Below are 16,961 nucleotides of genomic sequence, written 5' to 3'. Positions count from 1 at the left end.
GGAGCTAGCCGGATCCTTCGTTGAAGTCCTGGCTAGAACCGTTTTTACTGCGGAAGAAAGCCTTCTTCACCGTATAATTGATTATGGGGTAGAGCAGGATGAAGATAAGAATGAACTCCTCCATCCTTGTGGAAGAGAAGTAGGCACGTTTCATAATATCAATGGCTGTTGACAGCTTCATGCCAGCTACCAAGTCCGTAATCAGCAAAAACGACAAGCTGATAAGTAAGATCGAAACATAAGCAGAGAGCACTCTCAAAGGAATTCCTCCAATTGCAATATAAATTCTAGTGCTTATAGGGTTGCCAAATCAAGGATAAAATAAGCTTAATTAAGCTTAGTGGTAAGAAAAGTGAAGGTGATGGACTTGTCAGATGTCAAAAATATTAGCTCCAATCAGTTGTTTGCGGTAATTGTCTTATTCGAATTTGGTACAGCTTTGGTTGTTCCTATCGGCTTAAAGGCTGAACAAGGAGTGTGGTTGTCCATACTTGCGGCCCTTCCCGGCGGAATTGCCATCTACCTTGTCTATGATTATTTGTTTCGCCAATATCCGAATGTCATACTCAGCGGTTATATTCGTAAAATAGTCGGACCCTATATCGGCTTTCCGATGATCTTCCTCTACATTGCTTACTTTCTATATAATGCTTCGCGCAATTTAAGGGAAGCCGGCGACCTCCTGATTACGGTTGCTTACGATCAGACTCCCATGCTTGTTATCCATGCAGTCATGATCATCGCAGTTGTCTATGTATTAAACAAAGGCATAGAAGTCTTCTTTCGGCTAGGAGAGATCTATTTAATAATCACGGTATGCTTAGGCTTAATCGGTGGCTGTACACTGCTTTTATCAGGTGTGGTCGAACCCAGAAATTTGCTCCCTATCTATGGAGCGGGTTGGAAGTCAATTCTGCAGATGGCCTACCCGAATATATTTTTGTTTCCCTTTGCGGAATTAGTATGCTTTACCACCGTATTTCCCCGATTGAATCGAACGAAAGCAGTTAGGATCAGCGGATTAGCCGGTATTATTATCAGTGGTCTCATTCTTAGTATGACGCATGCTCTTGAGATAGCAACGCTGGGTTCAAATATATACGGGAGATCTATTTTTCCGCTCTTTACGACGATAAGCTTGGCGAATGTAGCCGATTTTCTGCAGCGGATGGATGCTATTGTGGTTCTGACACTCATTATTGGGGTTTTCTTTAAAATGAGTATGTATTGTTACGCCGCCATGGTCATTACGGCAGATGTATTTCAAATCAAAGAGGAACGGAAACTTGCTTATCCCGTAGGGGCTGTGGTGCTGCTGGTTTCCATCTTATCGGCGTGGAGCTTCCCGGAGCATTTACAGGAGGGGGTTGAAAGCTCGATGTTTTTCCTGGGCATCGTGTCATTCTGCATTCCGGTACTGCTCTTTCTTGTACAGCTGATACGAAGACGGCTGTCTCCACCATCCCTTTTAAAATAAAAAACTGCTCCTGAGAGGAGCAGTCAGACTTTTGAGAAAGCGGGAGTGAAGAGCTCAGTAGTTTTCGGAGAAGCGTAGCGGTTGCCTTTGACAGTTTTGTTATCACCTTAGAAGCTTTGACTTCAATCAAATAACAAAATGTCAACAGCAATCGGAGAAAAGCTACTGAAGCTCGTAACGGACCCAGCTTTATCAACATACTCAAACTGCCCCTAGGGAGCAGTTTTTCATTTACCTACACCATGATTTTGCAAATATCATTAGTGAATTCAACCGGATCCTGCAGCGGCAGTCCTTCGATCAGGAGAGCTTGGTTGTACAAGAGCGCGGTGTACAGGTTCAGCTTATCCTTATCTTTTTCGAAGGCGTCCTTCAAGGAGCTGAATACTTCGTGATTCACATTGATTTCAAGCACTTTCTCGGCTTTGACATTCGGGTTGTTCGGCATTGCGTTCAACACTTTCTCCATCTCGATCGTTACTTCCCCCTCGGTGGAGAGGCAGACCGGATGAGAGCGCAGGCGCTTGGAAGCCTTAACGGTTTTTACCTTGCCGGACAATTGGCTAGCCATGTAGTCGAACAATTCTTTATTTTCCGTCTTGGCAGCTTCCGTTTCTTCCTGCTTATCTTCGGATTCGATGCCTAGATCGCCGCTGGAAACCGAACGGAATTCTTTTTCTTTGTACTGCATCAGCATTTTGATGGCAAACTCATCGATATCGTCTGTGAAGTACAGAATTTCATAGCCTTTTTCTGCGACAACCTCAGTTTGAGGCAGTTTTTCGATCCGCTCGTTCGATTCGCCGGTTGCATAGTAGATGTACTTTTGATCTTCAGGCATTCTTGATACGTAATCTTCAAGTGTTACGAGCTTCTTCTCTTTGGAGGAGTAGAACATCAGCAGATCCTGCAGCACATCCTTGTGTGAGCCGTAATCGCTGTAGACGCCGAATTTCAGTTGTCGGCCAAAAGCGTTGTAGAACTGCTCGTACTTCTCTCTTTCATTCTTCAGCATCGATTGCAGCTGGCTCTTGATCTTGCTCTCGATGTTCTTGGCGATCATCTTCAGCTGGCGGTCATGCTGCAGCATTTCCCTGGAAATGTTCAAGGACAAGCTCTCGGAATCGACCATACCTTTGACGAAGCTGAAGTAGTCGGGCAACAGGTCTGCGCACTTGTTCATGATAAGGACGCCGTTCGCATACAACTCCAAGCCTTTTTCAAATTCTTTGGAGTAGTAATCAAACGGGATGTTCTCAGGGATGAACAGAATCGCTTGATACACGACCGCACCGTCGGCGCTAACGTGAATATGCTTGAGCGGCTTGTCGAAGCCATAATGCTTCTCATGATAGAACTTCTCGTAATCCTCAGGCGTCAGCTCGCTCTTATTTTTTCTCCAGATCGGAATCATGCTGTTAATATGCTGTTCCTCTTGGTAATCCTCGAATTCGTTTTCGCTGCCTTCCTTCAGGCGCTTACCGGATACGTCCATCTTAATGGGGTAGCGAATGAAGTCGGAATACTTCTTGATGATTGATTTGAGGCGATATTCCTCCAGATACTCATCATAGCTTTCATCCTCAGTATTCTCTTTGATTTTCAGGATGATTTCTGTACCTACCGAATCTTTGTGAGTAGGCTCGATTGTATACCCGTCCGCACCTGTGGACTCCCATTTGTACGCAGTATCGCTGCCTAGAGCCTTACTGATCACGGTCACGACATCGGCAACCATGAACGCTGAATAGAAGCCTACGCCGAACTGGCCGATAATGTTGTGACCGTCTTTGGCTTCGTTTTCTTTCTTAAACGCGAGGGACCCGCTCTTGGCGATGACGCCCAGATGACTTTCAAGGTCCTCCTTGGACATCCCGATACCCGTATCGGTGATCGTCAGCGTGCGGTTTTCCTTATTAGGAATCACTTTAATGAAATAATTGTCTTTGTCAAAAACCAGACTGTCGTCAGTCAAAGCTTTGTAATAGATTTTGTCAATTGCGTCGCTGGCATTGGAAATTAATTCTCTGAGGAAAATTTCTTTTTGCGTATAAATGGAATTGATCATCATTTCCAAGAGCCGCTTGGATTCCGCTTGAAACTGCTTTTTTTCCATTAGAAATGCTCCTTCCCATTATCGAAAATGTTAGCACTCTCCATCATTGAGTGCCATTCCATTCTTTTTATATCATTACTTATTTTTAATGTCAACCAGACCTCTCCACACATTGTTTCCAGAAAACGGTTCTTTTATAGGAAGAGAGTGGAGGGAGCCTCTTATGTTATACTGATTAAAAAGCTGTTGAAACGAGAGCCTGCAGGCTGTACACGAAAGGAGAACGCTATGTGCCGTAATATCAAGCCGCTATTTAATTTTGCCCCTCCCGCTACCGATGAGGAGATTCAAGCAGCTTCGCTCCAATTTGTAAGGAAAATTTCTGGGTTTCAGCAGCCGTCCAAGGTGAATGAGGAGGCGTTCCATCACGCCGTGAATGAGGTGGCTGCCGCTGCGCGCACATTGATGGATACGTTAATTACTCAAGCAGAGCCCCGCAATCGGGAAATAGAGATCGAACGAGCCCGCGCAAGAAATTTGAAAAGATTCGGAAGCAAAGAATAAGACTCACATGCAAAGAATGCAGTAAACCATACATGTATGTATAAAGTAACGTGCATAACATCGCCAATAGCAAAAGCCCTTTCGTGAACTCCGCATCGGTGCCGGTGTCATAGAGAGGGCTTTATAGTTGTCGGGACCCATAGATGATGCAGGTAATGACCGTCAATGATGAATGGATATGAACGTGAGGTAGAGCTCCTCGAGGATTTGCTCAGGCGAGTATCCGCGAACCTCCCTTTGAAATAAATAAGAGTCGCTTGTCAATGCGGCCAGCAGCATGTCCGCCCTAAACACACTGGCAGGATAACGGCTATCGCCAAAAGCTTGTTCTTCCAATAAAGGAACCAGCAGCTGAAGCAGCTCATCGTATAGAGGACTTTGGGTTCGAGGTCTTCGGCGATTATTGGCCGAGGATTCCTCTACACCTGTCAGCAATTGTGCTTTCTTCTCTCTAAACCGGATAAAAAAGCGAAGCAGCTGCTTCAATCGAAGATGGGGCGGCTCAGCCGGATGCTGCTTTAAGTAATCCTCCATGTCCTCGAAAAGCTGATCCACGTTGTCTTTCATAAGATCCATACAAAGATCGCTTTTATTTCTGTACCGTCGGTAGAGGGTACCTGGGCCAATATTCGCTTCAATCGCGATTTGATTCATGCTCACTTGTTCGACGCCGTGCTCTTCGAATAACCGAAGCGCCGCATTCAAGATCCGCTGGCGGTTCTCGGCTGCATCACGACGTTCAGGCCGTGGTTGTATCGTGATCTCTTCATAGCTCATACTACATATCACCCCTTGCCTCAATAGAACGAACAACCGTTGTTGACAACGGAGAACTCTCCGCTTAACATCAAGTGGAGAGTATTCCGTTTCATACTAGCATACTTCGAGAGACATACACAATGACAGAGTAGATGCATCATGAATCTAATCTTGAAGGATCGAAAGAAGGAATCAAGGGATATGCCTATCTGGAAAAGAAACCTGATTGTATGTTGGTTCGGCATGTTTGTAGCGGGACTTGGAATGAGTCAAATCGCACCGATACTGCCGCTTTTTATTCATAAATTAGGTGTAGAGAACACGGGATCTATTGCACAATTATCAGGAGCTGCTTTTGGGATTACGTACATGATCTCAGCTATCTTCTCCCCAATATGGGGGCAGGCTGCGGATAAATATGGGCGCAAGCCCATGCTACTGCGGGCTAGTCTCGGCATGGCGGTCATTGTAGGATGCATGGGCTTGGCGACGAATGTGTATGTGCTGATCGGGCTTCGGCTGCTGCAGGGTGTAATCACAGGCTACGGCACAGCATGCACGACGCTTATAGCGACGCAGACGGATAAAGAACATGCAGGCTATGCGCTTGGTGTACTTTCGACGGCCAATATTGCGGGTTCGCTGCTGGGTCCCATGATGGGCGGCTTTATTGGAGATCATGTCGGATTGAATGATGTATTTTATATCACCGGTGGGCTGCTATTGATCGCATTTTTGGCAACTGCATTCTTTGTTAAAGAGTCGTTCAATCGTGAAGATAAAAAGGTGCTGCGCTTCCAGGAGCTTTGGCGGCTTGTGCCTGAGAAACAACTGACGATCACGATGTTTATCACCTTTTTTGTCATTACAGTGGCCTTGTACTCGATCGAACCTGTACTTACGGTCTATGTCACGAGCTTGCTGCCAAGCGGCCACACCCATATTGCCTTGATTGCAGGCCTCACTTTTTCCGCATCGGGCCTCGCTACTATCTTCGCTGCACCGCGTCTAGGCAAGCTGTCAGACCGGATTGGGCCGCATAAAGTCATACTCCTCTGCTTGTTAGCGGCAGGAATCCTTTTCCTTCCTCAAGCCCTGGTTACAACACCTTGGGAGTTAATGGGGCTTCGTTTTCTTTTAGGTCTGACAGTAGCAGGGTTGACCCCCTCGGTAAACGTCTTGATCAAAAGAATAACACCTGCCGCGATAACCGGCCGCGTATTCGGGTTCAGCATGTCCGCCGGATATTTGGGTGTATTTGGGGGCTCGGTATTAGGCGGACAAGTGGCGGCATGGGTTGGAATCCGTTATGTTTTTATCGTGACGGGCGCTCTGCTTCTCATGAATGCCATCTGGGTGTACTTCAAGGTGTACCGCAAATTAAATAATGGAGAGAAGGGGCTTGCACGATAACAAGTGTTAGCCCCTGATTTTTGTTAAATATCTAGAAAACGTTGAATATCAGTAAAATCGATATGATCGCGCTCTGCTTTAATGCTTTGGAGACCAGACCGTAATCACCTATGACTTTGAATGCACCTAACCAGGAGTTTTCTACATGGTACTGCCTATAAATTTTTTCTCAGGATCGGGAATCATGGGAAAAGGGGCTTGTGCTGATTTACATGCTCAAGAATACCATTAATTTTTATTAAAGGCACTCCTGAGATACTGTCTGAATAGCTCCACATTCTTCTCCAGCACGATTCGATTATCTCTCGCTTTTGCGAGAATAAGAGAACCCTGATAAAGCGAAAGAAAATAGTCGGATAGCTGCTGGCTGTCGGTTGGTATATGTGAAGGGTATTGCTCCATAACCTCATCTAGAATTTTCTTCAATGGCTTTGTATTGTTAAATAGCTTTTCTTCACACAACGAACGGAATTCGGAATGGGTATCCGACAGTTCCTGTGTCATCACGGCCGTTAAACAACCACTGGGGGATGAAGGGTCTTTGGCTAATGCCACGAAAAAATCCAAATATGCTTGCAGCTTCTCCCAAGGATCTTGAACAAGATCCAGCTCTGCCCCTGCTATGAGATAGGCTTGCATGCTCTCAAATTGCTCGATCGCCGCTTTGCCGATATCCTCTTTAGTTTTAAAATAGTGAAAAAAACTGCCTTTCGTTACGCCCGCTGCAGCGCAAATTTCGTCAACAGTAGTTCCATGGTATCCTTTTGTTATAATAAGCGATAGTGTTGCCTCTAAGAGCTTACTTTTTTCAAAGGTATGCTCTCGTCTACATAGTCCATTACCGTTCCAGACCTCCAATGCAAACCTACTAGTTGGTATCTTATCAGGGGTTTTATTCCACGTCAACAGTGACATTGAACATGGATACATTCCTGTAGCAATCGAGACAAGGCAAGACATACAGCAATCAGAAAGAAATAACATGACCATCTTTCAGTTAAAATAGAACACGTAATCTATTTACCAAGGAGGAGTCTACTGATGAATGATGCCAGAAATTCTGTTAAGCAGCCCATCACCACGCATTTATGGTTTGATCAGCACGCCAAAGAAGCTGCGGAATTTTACTGCTCTGTATTCCCGAATTCCAAAATTATAAGTACAGCCACCTTGCAAGATACGCCTTCGGGTGATTGCGACGTCGTTTCCTTTCATCTCTGGGGACATCCGTTTATGGCAATCTCAGCGGGACCGCATTTTACATTCAATCCAGCTATTTCGTTTATTGTCAATTTCGATCCCTCACGGGAAAAGAATGCGAATGACATGATCGATGAGATGTGGAATAAGTTGTCTGAAGAGGGAATCGCGCTTATGGCGCTTGGTGAGTATTCTTTCAGTAAGCGGTTTGGTTGGATTCAGGATAAATACGGTGTCTCCTGGCAGCTCATGCTGACGAATCCGGAGGGAGAGCCTAGGCCTGCAATCATTCCCTACCTTATGTTCATCGGTGACAATTGCGGGAAGGCGGAGGAGGCACGCGAGTTCTACCTGTCGATTTTTCGAAATGCGAAGCCCGGAACTCTTCTTCGGTATGGCTCAGGACCAGGACCGGATCAGGAGGGAACGGTTATGTTCACTGATTTCATGCTGGAGAACATCTGGTTCGCGGCCATGGATAGTGCGTATGAGCACAAGTTTCAATTCAATGAAGCAATTTCCTTGCTCATTCAGTGCGAGACGCAGGAAGAGATTGATTACTATTGGGATAAGCTTTCCTATTACCCAGAGGCTGAGCAGTGTGGGTGGCTGAAAGACAAATATGGTGTTTCATGGCAAGTTACTTCATCGGTAATAATGGATATAATGAGCAAAGGAACGCCAGCACAACGTGATCGTGTTACGAGGGCATTCATGAAGATGAAGAAGGTTAAGATTGCGGAATTGCAGCAAGCTAGTATAGAAGAGTAGAATGACGATTTCGGAGCGCCGCCCGCTTGTTGGGCGGCGTTTGATTTCGCGGAAGCATACAATGAAACGCGGAAGTCCAATCATAGTAGGTTAGCAGTGCGACTTTATCGCTGCCATGGCTTCTATGTTTCTTCTTTTGCTATGATCTTTAACAGCATATCGACCTCTTTCATCCAATAACCCGGGGAAGCAGGCGTGTCTTGAAGCATTAACCCTGTAACGACGGAAAAATACAGGAACAGCAAGCGTTGGGGTTCACCTTCAACAAATTCACCGATTTCCTGGCCTTGTTTAAATAATGGAACAAATTGACCTATCGTGTCAATGGCGGAATAGCGGGTTAACCACTCCTTCGCCTGAGCGGGGATGTCTTCGGATGTCATGGCTACTTGGATCAGCATGAAGTGCGCTTTTTGGCTTTCATCCAACATTCGCTGCGTAAAAGCTTTCAACTTATCCTTAGGCGATCCGGGCAGATTCTGCAAGTCCTGAATTGCGCTCTGTGCTTCTTCTAATGCCTCCTGTACGAGCATCGTGAAAATCTCCTCTTTAGAAGAAAAATAGCGATACGACAGCCCTTGACTAATTCCGGCTTCAGCAGCAATTGAACTCATTTTCGCACCGGTAAGTCCCTGCTTGGCGAAGACCTTAAGCGCCGCTCGTTTTATTTGTTCTCTGCGCTCATCTACTGATTCCGACATAGATGTCCTTAACGTATTCATAGGTTGATTAAACACTCCTCGCTCAAGAAAAAAATGTTTCTCCGACTTGCGTCTCGCTTACATCCCAAAGACGAGCAGCGGCGGCCTTGTCGAGGGCGGCTGCGGATGGAATTTCGGCGTGGCTGTCTTTATAATAGCTTGCATTGGCTTGTTCCAACATCGCATTCGAATCCGCAAGCCAGACAAGGGTCTCCGCTCCCTGTTCGGGAGTTCGGGAGAATCGTTTCATGACAGACATTGTCAGGCGAGCCATCCAACCGTTGTCTTGATTGAAATTCGTTGCAACCAATCCCGGGTCAAAAGCAGCGACCCTAACCCCGCTGCCTGCCAAACGATTACCCAGCTCGGTCGTGAACAAAATGTTGGCGAGTTTAGTTTCGCCATATCGAAAGTTAGGACCGCCTAACATAATACCCATCGGACTTAAACGTTTTTTCGCGTCTAAATCCTCAAATCGAATCCCCTTGCCTGCCATCTTGTGTCCATGAGAAGCTGTGGTGATAATCCGAGCATTTCCAGATTCCATCAGTCGTTGCAGTAATAAGTTCGTCAATAGGAAGGGGCCCAAATGATTCACGGCCCAAGTCATCTCGATTCCATCCTCAGTCAGGATCCTCTTAACGAACATGGCACCGGCGTTGTTGATCAAGATGTCAATCCGCGGCCACTTTTCCAGTATCTGAGCTGCGACTCGTCGGATGGATGACTGTGATGCCATATCTGCAACGAATACGTCCACCGTTATCGGCTCCTTGGACGAAGCTCTGAGATGAGCCGCCAGCTCTTTCGCTTTGTGTTCGTTACGAGCAACAATACCCATATGAGCGCCGCGAATAGCAAGCTCGTTGGCTGCTGCGAGTCCGATTCCGCTCGTTGCTCCGGTGATGATAACATACTTACCTTTTACCGTCCAGTTGGCATTTATCTTGCTTTCCATAAAAATCACTCTCCTCTAGTAAATGAATGAATCATTCATTCAATAAGTTAATACTAATTTGTTTTCCACAAAATGTCAAGTGGCTGAATTCACTTCTTTTGTCGAGAGGACCCAAGGATAGACGATGTGATATTTACGTTTGAAAGCTATTATTGACAGCTACATGCATGTGTGTGATGTTATCATGTGTGTAGCACTTATTAAAAAAGGCTGAACTTGAGAGAGGTGATCCAACCATGCAGCTTGTAAAATTAGAAGGAATTACATTATTAGCAGATGATGTTGCTCGACTGGCCAGGTTTTATCAAGATGTTTTGGGATTTACTATCGTTATTGAGGAAGAGCATTATGTTGAATTCAGCGGTCATACAGGAGTAAGACTGGCAATCTGCTCTAAATCGCTTATGGCGGAGAATACTAGCGGATATTCATCTTTCAGGGAAAGTCGAAAAGGACAAGCGGTCGAGTTAAACTTTCAATGTGATTCGCCGGATCAAGTATACGCTTTGTATGAACAATTCGTTTCGAAGGGAGCTATTGACGTCACAGCTCCACAAATCAAGTCTTGGGGGCATACTACTGGCTTCTTTGGCGATCCAGAGGGCAATGTTCATTCCATATTTGCGGTTAATCCTGTGTAGGTAAACGTAGCTTCGCAAGCTAGCTGTGCGCTGACTGAATCCACCAGAGGTTCACTGCAGGAGCTTAATAAAAGTCTTACTGATCTCTTCATTCCAGTTTTTTAACAGTCTGAAGCCTCACACAAGTGAAGCTTCTTTTTATGGAGCTTAGGGAGATGTTCGAATCCGTACCAATTTCCTTTTATTTGAAAACCAACCGGTTGGTATGTTACGATAGATGGGTATTCATTGCACTGTTACCTACTATTTTCTAGATCGGAGTGGATAAGTGTGAAAATGACACAATGGAGAACGCTGCACCAGCTTACGTTCTTACCTTATTTCTTCCCTTTCAATTGCTACTTGGTAGAGGAAAAGGATGGCTTAACCCTGATCGATGCCGGCTTGTCTTTTTGCCATAAAGAAATTGGGCTTGCTGTTAGGCGGATCGGAAAGAGGGTCAATCGAATTCTGATCACACACGCCCATCCCGACCATGTTGGCTCGCTTGATGTACTTAAGAACGAGTTGCCAGACGTTCCCGTCTACATGTCCGACCGTGAAGCGCAAATTCTCAGAGGCGACAAATCCCTCAATGTTGACGAAGCCTCAAAACCGATAAAGATGGCCCCAAAGCATGTCTCTTCGCAGCCCGATTTTTTGCTTCGCGATGGAGATCGAATCGGCTCGCTTATTGCCTATTCCGCTCCTGGACATTCGCCTGGTTCGATGGCGTTCTTCGATACTCGCAATAACTCATTGATCGCAGGTGATGCTTTTCAGCTCCTCGGAGGCATTGCCGTCTCCGGTCTAATAAAACCTTTATTTCCATTTTTAGCCCTTGGAACATGGGATGCAAAGACAGCTCTGGCCAGTGCCAAAAAACTTCTGATGCTACAACCTGAGTTACTGGCTGTCGGACATGGCAGGATGCTTGCCCAGCCGCTGCAAGCAATGGATAAAGCCATTAAGGAAGCCGAGAAGAAATTCAACACAGCTTGAGCCGTAGGATATAAAAAAGAGGGTGAACCAAGTGAGGGCTAACCCTCCGGGGTTCTCACCCCCGTGTCTCTAAAGAAATAAGCACCACAACCATGAGGTTGCGGTGCTTATTAGTATGGAGCCTAGGGGGATCGAACCCCTGACCTCATCGCTGCCAGCGATGCGCTCTCCCAGCTGAGCTAAGGCCCCGTATGTGAGCTGACTTTTCATAATATACACGAAAATTTGTCCACTTGCAAGACCTTGTTTCAGAAAAAAACTTCCTGCTCTTAATAGGGGCAAAGGTTTGACGATTCTGTTGCATCGTCCCGTAAACATTGTGCCATGCAAGCATTCATGCTAACCTAGAAGACAAGATAGTTGATCAATAGCGGGAGTGACAACAACGTGTCAGATAATGTACTTTATTGGACTTTTCTCGGGCTGGCTTTTGCTCTGCCATTTATCATAGGTGTATCCATCATGCGGAGAACCAACCGATTGGCGTTGTCGTTTTGGCTCTCGACAGTACTCAATGCAGGGATGACCGTAGCTGCGTTGATATGGTGGAAATCCGTAAATATGGATAGCTTTCGCATTATTTTCGGAAATGTCTTTTTCGGTATCTCATCCGTCAATTTGATGGTGCTTGAGCTATTTGCACTTCTAAGCATTCGTAAGAAAACGACGATAGAGGAGAAGAGTTCCTATGAATAAGAAATACGCATTTCGTTTTTACATCTTGTTAGCCGCTACTCTCCTTTGGATGGCGGTTATTTTTATGAAATCAGCAGAGACCTATCAACAGCAGAGTCTAAGACCGCTATTGTCTCAGTGGTTTCAAGGGAGTGGCTTCCTGGGGAGCTTACCGCATTGGGAGTTTGTTTACGATCAAGATACGGTCACGTGGCAGGACCCAATTGGGCTCATAGAGTTCTTTATAAGAAAAGCAGGACATGTTACCGAGTACGGTATCCTTGCCCTGCTGTGTTCACTTACTTTATTGGCCAAACCGGTCAGAGCGTCCAAGGCACTGGTCACCTCCTGCTTGATATCCGTTCTCTATGCAGCTTCGGATGAATGGCATCAAACCTTTGTACCTCAGCGAACGGGTCATGCGATTGATATCGCGATTGATTCAATAGGTATCTTGTCGGCTCTACTTCTTGTAGCTTTAATTGTCTGGATTAAACGAAGAAAAAGAGGCTAATCATCAGCATACGAAATTGGTTTACTGGTTGTTTGGCTGCACTCCACATCCATTGCCCCCTCGATTGTTTTTCCAGCTCCTGCTGCTGCCATTGCATCATTTTCTCCGATGAATAAATCATATTAGGTAACATCCCGATCACTTCCTTTCTTTTCCTGATGGCTATAGCATACAGCTAGTTTAAGGGGAACAAAAAGAGTATAATTTACTTTATGAATTTCCCTTTTATTTGAGCAGCTTGTTAGGATGGATGCTATGCAAATATTAACGTACTATTTGGAGCTTCGCTCTGGCTTCGACCCGGTCATTGAAGGCCAACCGATCCGCGTTACTCTTGAGGAATTGGCTGTCAAATTGTACTGCTCAACTCGCAATGTGAAGCTTCTGCTCAAAAAGATGTCAGAGCGCCAATGGATCATTTGGAGTCCTGGGAGAGGTAGAGGCAATGCTTCAGAGCTGACTTTTTTGAAGTCCGCTAAAGACATGTTAACCCAAGAGGTTAAGGAGCTAGCCGGGAGAGGGGATTACAACGGAGCTATCGAGCTGCTGCATAAAATCGATGACGGGGCTGCGCTGCAGGATTCATTCATGGAGTGGCTGTCTGGCCATTTTGGATACCGCTCTATTGATCGCGAGGAGCTCTGCTCGGATATTTTGCGTTTTCCCGTTTTTAAACGTATTGCGACTTTGGATCCGGCGCATACTTTTTTTGCATTCGATTGTCATATGATGAATCATATCTTTGACACGCTTGTCCGGTATGATCAGGTAAAAGGTACGCTCCGGCCGCATCTCGCTCACTCCTGGGAGGTTAGCGAAGACCAACTTAGCTGGACCTTTTATTTACGTAAGGGCGTATTGTTTCATCACGGCAGGGAAATGACGGCTGAAGATGTACGGTATACGGTTCATCGTCTTCAAGATCCTGAGCTGTGTTCGGGTCAAAGCTGGTTGGTGAATGACATCCGGGATGTGGAAATATTGAATCGGTATAAGGTGCGCTTTCATCTGAAGCAGCCAAACTATTTATTTGTAATGCAGCTTACTTATACGTCGACTTCCATCGTGCCGGAGGATTTTTGTCGGGATCATCAGCCTCTGTTCGGACAACTCCCAATAGGCACGGGGCCATTCCGCTTGAGAGGCATGATGAGTATACCTGTAAGCTTGTTGCTTTTGACCGGTATTTTGATTTAAGACCACACCTGGACCAAATTGAGATTTAGTTTCTGCCGCATGGATTACTTCCAGTAAAGCAGAACATGGAGCTCATTCAAATGATAAGCGAGCATGAAGACCCAGGTCTGCCCCCGGGACTGGAGGAGAAAGACGCGGAATGGAACAGCATCGACAGGCTTGTGCTGGGTTGCAGCTTGTTAACGTTTAATATGAACAAAGAAGGTCCGCAGCAGCATATTTTGTTTCGTAAAGCTATAGACCTTTTGCTAGATAGGGAAGGGATGATTAAAGAGCTTGGTGGTTCCCGGGTTTTGCCGGCCAAAGGCTTTCTACCCGATACGCATATGATCGTCTCGAACCCAGAATATCATCTAGTGGAAGCGAAGAGACTGCTTAGCGAGATGGGATATAAGGGCGAGCAACTGTGCATTTATATCTATCCCCAGCATGAGCAAGATGCGCTGTGGATACGAAATCAGTGTGCGCTAGCCGGTATCCAAGTGAATGTTCTAGTTTGCAGCGAGCAAGAAATGGTCGATCTACCTCATATTAAAAAAGCGGATATGATTCTGTACCAAGTGATCATGGAGAGTGGCTATGAGCTGCATCTCATAGAGGCGCTAGAGCAAAGAAACAGTTACGTTCGAGTACATATGGACGATAGCATGATTGAAGCTGTTGAGCAAAGAGTTGCCGATTTGCTTGCTGAGCCTGACCAAGAAACCCGGATTCGTCAAATGGACGCTATCTATGTTGATTTACAAAAGGAAAAGACGTTTTTATTCGTCCTTCATCGCTTCTTTCGAACCAGCTACCATTCTTCGATCCGCGGAATCAAAATTAGCGATTTGGGTTGGGTAGACTTTCGAAGAGTATGGTTCGCGCAGGCTTCGTCTGATAAATAAATCCATTCAAGGAAATACTCTATATATATAGTTTGGTAAAAGGAGTGTTTCTGTTGAAAGAAGTCGCTTATGCTGAAATCGTCCGATTTACGGAGCGCAACGACATTCGGTGTGCGGATATAGAAGTGAAGCTTGAAGGCAGCAGTGAGACCTACTTAGCTGAATTTACCGCATCCGGCGATCATCTTGAAATGTCTCATATATACAAAAAAGATGTGAGCACTGAAATCGACTGGTATGACAACAATTTGCATGATGCGTATGTGGATGTATCCGAACAGCTATTTGGGAGGAAGGCATCTATTGCTAAAGGAAATGAACGCGAAGATTTCAAGGAACAGGTTCTGACGTTTGGCTCGGTTAAGAAGGAGCTGGAGGATCATTTCAAAATGATGAGGAAGGCATCCGTATTCGGCACTGAGGATGCAGATAGTCAGGAATTGCTGCATTAGCCGGCAGCAAGCAAAATGAGCAGCCTTCGGGGCTGCTCAGCAAGATGATATTGGTAAATGGAGGGCTCAGCTGCCTTAGGGCTGCTCTTGGCGAGACGCCTCAAACCTTCGTTCCATAGACTGCCAACGGCCGTTTGCGATGAAGAATCCTACCATCGAAAAAACGACGAGCCTCACGGGAATCCAATTCCAAATCATTTCATGAAAAGAAATAAATTCGATGATACCGAATAGAATCGTTAGTCCGATCCCCCAAGGTAGTACACCGAACTGCAGCAGATACTTGGACCTGCCCAGTTGTTTTCTCTTTTGCCAAGTTTGCGATTGCTGATTGCTCATATGTAATCTCCTTTTCTTTTCATTATAGCATCACTTGATAAAAATCTCGAATGACTAATCTTTTTGGCCCTCCCAGCCGTTATGATAGTAGTACCCATATTACGAGAAGGGGAGGTAGGGGATAGTGACTCGAATCATGATCGTAGACGATACACCTCTCATGAGATCAATGCTTACCTCGATATTGTCGGAGCATGGCTTTCATGTTGTTCATGTAGCCGTTAACGGTCAAGAAGCGGTGGACATGTATCCGATCATCAAACCCGATGGGGTCATCATGGATGTATCGATGCCGGAGCTTGACGGCGTAGAAGCATTAAAGCTGATCCTAGAGAAGGATCCTGCGGCTAAAATCATCATGTGCTCCACGTTTGCCCAGCAATCCTTTATATTGAGGGCGCTTGAAATCGGCGCGAAAGATTTTATCGCGAAGCCTTTTACACCTTTTCAAGTCGTTGATGCAGTTAAACGTGTTTTTAATAAAAATTAGTTGCAAAAGCAAGCAGTTGTTCGGTTGATCCGAAGACTGCATTTTTTATGCCGACCCTAAGAAAAATATGGTAGAATAGGATGGTTCATACTATCTGTCATTGTTTTTACACGGGAGGTTCGTTTATTTTGAGTAAAATTCTTATTTTCAGCTTGTTATTGTACCTAACGGGCAATCCGATCATCGCCATTATTGTTTTACTTATTATTATTTATGTACTGGACCGCAGGTTTGTCGGACTGACACCAAGCTTCGTGCGTCCGTTTCGTTTGAGCCGCAGAGCATCACGATTAAGACAGGACCTGCATGCGAACCCGCACGACACTTCTGCCAAGCTGGAGCTTGCACGGATCTTATTGGAGAAGAAGAAATACTCGGAAGCGGCTCAGCTTCTGGAGCAAACATTAATTGTGATGGAGGATTCCGCTGAAGTTCATGCCGAGCTTGGACTATGCCGTTTACAAACAGGCGACCTTGCCCAAGGGGAGCAGTTGATGATCAAGGCACTGGAGCTGAACCCACGGGTCAAATATGGCGAACCGTATTTGCGATTGGGAGAAGCTTTGGCCGGTTCAGCTCCAGAGAAGGCTGTTGCCTACGTGGAACGCTTCCGTGAGGTGCATTCTTCATCGGTTGAAGCGTATTACAAGCTAGGACAGTTGTATCAAAAGCTTGGTCGCGCTGCAGACGCGAAGAGAGCCTATCGGGAAGCGATAGATATTTATCGCGGGCTTCCTAAGTACAGCCGCAAGCAACAGCGGCGCTGGGCTTTGCTGGCTAGATTCAAGTAATTGTTAGTTGTGACCTCGAATCTCGATCACCACAGCTGGAGTGCTTGACGCTCCTATTCTGTAGCGATACACTAAAATGTAGAATACAGCCATGG

Annotated in this window: 21 protein-coding genes and 1 tRNA gene; 13 read left to right on the top strand and 9 right to left on the bottom strand. The window is 45.7% G+C overall.

Translation table 11 applies throughout. The features are described 5' to 3' along the window. Positions 1-4: 4 nt before the first annotated feature. On the bottom strand, positions 5-259 hold the full coding sequence (locus L0M14_RS18070) for a YczF family membrane protein (protein ID WP_235118029.1): 255 nt from the start codon (positions 257-259) through the stop codon (positions 5-7). A gap of 108 nt (positions 260-367) precedes the next feature. Between L0M14_RS18070 and L0M14_RS18065 the strand changes: the two genes are divergently transcribed. Continuing rightward, positions 368-1,477, top strand: a complete 1,110-nt coding sequence (locus L0M14_RS18065) for a GerAB/ArcD/ProY family transporter (protein WP_235118028.1) — start codon at positions 368-370, stop codon at positions 1,475-1,477. A 235-nt stretch (positions 1,478-1,712) separates the two neighbouring features. Here L0M14_RS18065 and htpG read toward each other — a convergent pair whose 3' ends face one another. Next, positions 1,713-3,593 carry a molecular chaperone HtpG gene (gene htpG / locus L0M14_RS18060; RefSeq protein ID WP_235118027.1) on the bottom strand — a complete coding sequence of 627 codons (1,881 nt, stop codon included), beginning with the start codon at positions 3,591-3,593 and terminating at the stop codon, positions 1,713-1,715. 228 nt (positions 3,594-3,821) lie between these two features. Between htpG and L0M14_RS18055 the strand changes: the two genes are divergently transcribed. Next, positions 3,822-4,097: a DUF2277 domain-containing protein gene (locus L0M14_RS18055; RefSeq protein ID WP_235118026.1), complete on the top strand. Its 276-nt coding sequence runs from the start codon at positions 3,822-3,824 to the stop codon at positions 4,095-4,097. 162 nt (positions 4,098-4,259) lie between these two features. On the opposite strand, the gene L0M14_RS18050 is transcribed toward L0M14_RS18055, so the two are convergent. Continuing rightward, positions 4,260-4,874 carry a TetR/AcrR family transcriptional regulator gene (locus L0M14_RS18050; protein ID WP_235118025.1) on the bottom strand — a complete coding sequence of 205 codons (615 nt, stop codon included), beginning with the start codon at positions 4,872-4,874 and terminating at the stop codon, positions 4,260-4,262. A gap of 183 nt (positions 4,875-5,057) precedes the next feature. On the opposite strand from L0M14_RS18050, the gene L0M14_RS18045 reads away from it, so the two are divergent. After that, the gene (locus L0M14_RS18045; RefSeq protein ID WP_235118024.1) at positions 5,058-6,269 is read left to right on the top strand and encodes a multidrug efflux MFS transporter; all 1,212 of its coding nucleotides are present in this window, start codon (positions 5,058-5,060) and stop codon (positions 6,267-6,269) included. Between the two features lie 228 nt (positions 6,270-6,497). On the opposite strand, the gene L0M14_RS18040 is transcribed toward L0M14_RS18045, so the two are convergent. After that, positions 6,498-7,184, bottom strand: a complete 687-nt coding sequence (locus L0M14_RS18040) for a TetR/AcrR family transcriptional regulator (RefSeq protein ID WP_235118023.1) — start codon at positions 7,182-7,184, stop codon at positions 6,498-6,500. Positions 7,185-7,310: 126 nt separating this feature from the next. On the opposite strand from L0M14_RS18040, the gene L0M14_RS18035 reads away from it, so the two are divergent. Continuing rightward, positions 7,311-8,240: a VOC family protein gene (locus tag L0M14_RS18035; protein WP_235118022.1), complete on the top strand. Its 930-nt coding sequence runs from the start codon at positions 7,311-7,313 to the stop codon at positions 8,238-8,240. A 122-nt stretch (positions 8,241-8,362) separates the two neighbouring features. Here L0M14_RS18035 and L0M14_RS18030 read toward each other — a convergent pair whose 3' ends face one another. Together L0M14_RS18030 and L0M14_RS18025 are read right to left on the bottom strand one after the other, a co-directional pair. Beyond that, entirely contained in the window at positions 8,363-8,962 is a 600-nt protein-coding gene (locus L0M14_RS18030) for a TetR/AcrR family transcriptional regulator (RefSeq protein WP_235118021.1), read from the bottom strand. A 22-nt stretch (positions 8,963-8,984) separates the two neighbouring features. Beyond that, entirely contained in the window at positions 8,985-9,899 is a 915-nt protein-coding gene (locus L0M14_RS18025; protein ID WP_235118020.1) for an SDR family NAD(P)-dependent oxidoreductase, read from the bottom strand. A gap of 236 nt (positions 9,900-10,135) precedes the next feature. On the opposite strand from L0M14_RS18025, the gene L0M14_RS18020 reads away from it, so the two are divergent. Then, on the top strand, positions 10,136-10,540 hold the full coding sequence (locus L0M14_RS18020; protein WP_235118019.1) for a VOC family protein: 405 nt from the start codon (positions 10,136-10,138) through the stop codon (positions 10,538-10,540). Between the two features lie 270 nt (positions 10,541-10,810). Next, positions 10,811-11,521 carry an MBL fold metallo-hydrolase gene (locus L0M14_RS18015; RefSeq protein ID WP_405030790.1) on the top strand — a complete coding sequence of 237 codons (711 nt, stop codon included), beginning with the start codon at positions 10,811-10,813 and terminating at the stop codon, positions 11,519-11,521. Between the two features lie 116 nt (positions 11,522-11,637). Here L0M14_RS18015 and L0M14_RS18010 read toward each other — a convergent pair. Beyond that, a tRNA-Ala gene (locus L0M14_RS18010) sits at positions 11,638-11,710 on the bottom strand. A gap of 198 nt (positions 11,711-11,908) precedes the next feature. On the opposite strand from L0M14_RS18010, the gene L0M14_RS18005 reads away from it, so the two are divergent. Continuing rightward, the gene (locus L0M14_RS18005) at positions 11,909-12,217 is read left to right on the top strand and encodes a cytochrome c oxidase VIIc family protein (protein WP_235118018.1); all 309 of its coding nucleotides are present in this window, start codon (positions 11,909-11,911) and stop codon (positions 12,215-12,217) included. Next, positions 12,210-12,710 (top strand): VanZ family protein, encoded by a 501-nt coding sequence (locus tag L0M14_RS18000; protein ID WP_235118017.1) that lies wholly within the window; start codon positions 12,210-12,212, stop codon positions 12,708-12,710. The genes L0M14_RS18005 and L0M14_RS18000 overlap by 8 nt, the downstream gene beginning before the upstream one ends. Here L0M14_RS18000 and L0M14_RS17995 read toward each other — a convergent pair. Then, positions 12,688-12,843, bottom strand: coding sequence for a hypothetical protein (locus L0M14_RS17995; protein WP_235118016.1), 156 nt, complete (start codon positions 12,841-12,843; stop codon positions 12,688-12,690). The two genes, L0M14_RS18000 and L0M14_RS17995, sit on opposite strands and share 23 nt — an antisense overlap. A 122-nt stretch (positions 12,844-12,965) precedes the next feature. On the opposite strand from L0M14_RS17995, the gene L0M14_RS17990 reads away from it, so the two are divergent. From L0M14_RS17990 to L0M14_RS17980, 3 genes are all read left to right on the top strand, one after another. Beyond that, complete coding sequence (locus tag L0M14_RS17990; protein WP_235118015.1) at positions 12,966-13,907, top strand: ABC transporter substrate-binding protein; 942 nt, start codon at positions 12,966-12,968, stop codon at positions 13,905-13,907. An 80-nt stretch (positions 13,908-13,987) separates the two neighbouring features. Then, positions 13,988-14,794, top strand: coding sequence for an ABC transporter substrate-binding protein (locus L0M14_RS17985; protein WP_235118014.1), 807 nt, complete (start codon positions 13,988-13,990; stop codon positions 14,792-14,794). Between the two features lie 53 nt (positions 14,795-14,847). Further along, the gene (locus L0M14_RS17980; protein WP_235118013.1) at positions 14,848-15,246 is read left to right on the top strand and encodes a hypothetical protein; all 399 of its coding nucleotides are present in this window, start codon (positions 14,848-14,850) and stop codon (positions 15,244-15,246) included. A 75-nt stretch (positions 15,247-15,321) separates the two neighbouring features. Here L0M14_RS17980 and L0M14_RS17975 read toward each other — a convergent pair whose 3' ends face one another. Next, complete coding sequence (locus L0M14_RS17975; RefSeq protein WP_235118012.1) at positions 15,322-15,585, bottom strand: hypothetical protein; 264 nt, start codon at positions 15,583-15,585, stop codon at positions 15,322-15,324. A gap of 124 nt (positions 15,586-15,709) precedes the next feature. On the opposite strand from L0M14_RS17975, the gene L0M14_RS17970 reads away from it, so the two are divergent. Both L0M14_RS17970 and L0M14_RS17965 read left to right on the top strand, forming a co-directional pair. Next, entirely contained in the window at positions 15,710-16,075 is a 366-nt protein-coding gene (locus L0M14_RS17970) for a response regulator (protein ID WP_235118011.1), read from the top strand. Between the two features lie 128 nt (positions 16,076-16,203). Then, entirely contained in the window at positions 16,204-16,866 is a 663-nt protein-coding gene (locus tag L0M14_RS17965; protein WP_235118010.1) for a tetratricopeptide repeat protein, read from the top strand. The last annotated feature ends 95 nt before the right edge of the window (positions 16,867-16,961 follow it).

This window comes from Paenibacillus hexagrammi (assembly GCF_021513275.1).
In the GTDB taxonomy this organism is placed as follows: domain Bacteria; phylum Bacillota; class Bacilli; order Paenibacillales; family NBRC-103111; genus Paenibacillus_E; species Paenibacillus_E hexagrammi.
This window is presented reverse-complemented; position numbering and strand designations above follow the sequence as displayed.